This is a genomic window from Campylobacter sp. 107 (genome assembly GCF_002383835.1).
GTDB classification, from domain to species: Bacteria; Campylobacterota; Campylobacteria; order Campylobacterales; family Campylobacteraceae; genus Campylobacter_D; species Campylobacter_D jejuni.
In genome coordinates this window covers 1-522 of record NZ_NXBA01000013.1, presented here as the reverse complement: position 1 = coordinate 522, position 522 = coordinate 1, and the positions used below count along the sequence as shown (strand labels likewise).

At 32.2% G+C, this 522-nt stretch carries 1 pseudogene; it reads right to left on the bottom strand.

Features of this window, described 5'->3' with window-relative positions:
* A pseudogene (locus BGS40_RS00890) lies at positions 1-522 on the bottom strand (hypothetical protein); the annotation flags it as partial.

Below are 522 nucleotides of genomic sequence, written 5' to 3'. Positions count from 1 at the left end.
TATTTTAGCTCGAAGTTCTTGCGGAAAATTATATCTATAAATAGCAGGAATTCTTGGATCAAGGAATTTGTCTAAATATCCTCTTTTATAAATCCATTCCAATCTTTCAGGTGTAAAATAATAAGGTGCATTAGGATAGCCTTGAGGAGGAGTGAGGGCTGCGAGTTTAGCGCTTAATACTAGGGTATCTTTGAATAAAGTGGCTTGTTGTTCACTCCAATCATTTGGAGTATCTACATCAAAGTTAGTTTTCATCCCATTTCTATATCCATCCATAGCATCATCAAATTTATTTCTACTTTCAGGAGTAGAATCTATATCTCTTGGATCTTTTAATTTACCTTTTTCAATATCATTATATAAAGCCCAAATGATCCTGCCTTCTTCATCATAGGCAAAATCATATTTATTTAAATCAATCGTCCAATCTGCTCCTATAATCTCATCTAAAAAAGGAAGCATACCAAATTCATCTAATAAACTCTCATAATGATGATCGTGTAAATCATAAATCATTTTTGC